This window comes from Kineococcus indalonis, from assembly GCF_009906395.1.
Lineage (GTDB): Bacteria > Actinomycetota > Actinomycetes > Actinomycetales > Kineococcaceae > Kineococcus > Kineococcus indalonis.
The window spans coordinates 1-514 of the sequence record NZ_JAAALM010000999.1; the positions used below are offsets into that span (position 1 = coordinate 1).

A 514-nucleotide genomic window follows, 5' to 3' on the forward strand; every position below is an offset into this window, starting at 1 on the left:
GCTGTGCGCCGGGCCGCAGGAGCGCCCCCGCGCACAGCACCGCCAGCGTCGCGCACAGCAGCGCGGTGCCCAGCGGCACGGACGCCTCCAGCCAGCCCCACGGCGGGGTGAGGGAGTACGCGGCCAGGCCGCCACCGGTCCCGGACACCGTCGCCAGCGAGCCCACCGCCAGCCCCAGCGAGGCCAGCACCACCGCCGCGGCGACGCCCGCGCCCGCGCGGCGCTGCGCGGCGGACGGCGCCAGCCACGCCGGCCGGCCCGCCAGCGCCACGCCCGCGACGGCCACCAGGCCCACCGACGAGGCCAGCAGCGCGCTCACCGCGGGCACCGCCTCCAGCATCGGGGCCCACCGGTCGGTCGGGCCGAGCGCGCGCACCCCGCCGCCGAAGGGCTCCGGGCTGAGCACCTGCGCGCGCCACCGCAGCTCCTGCACGTCCCCGTCGCGCGCCCCGGCGAGGAACTGCCGGCAGCCCTCGGCGGCCAGCACCACCGGCGCGGCCGCCGCCACCAGCAG

The 514-nt window shown here is 81.9% G+C and carries 1 pseudogene; it reads right to left on the bottom strand.

The features are described 5' to 3' along the window. Nucleotides 1-514: pseudogene (locus GTR00_RS22395) on the bottom strand (hypothetical protein); the annotation flags it as partial.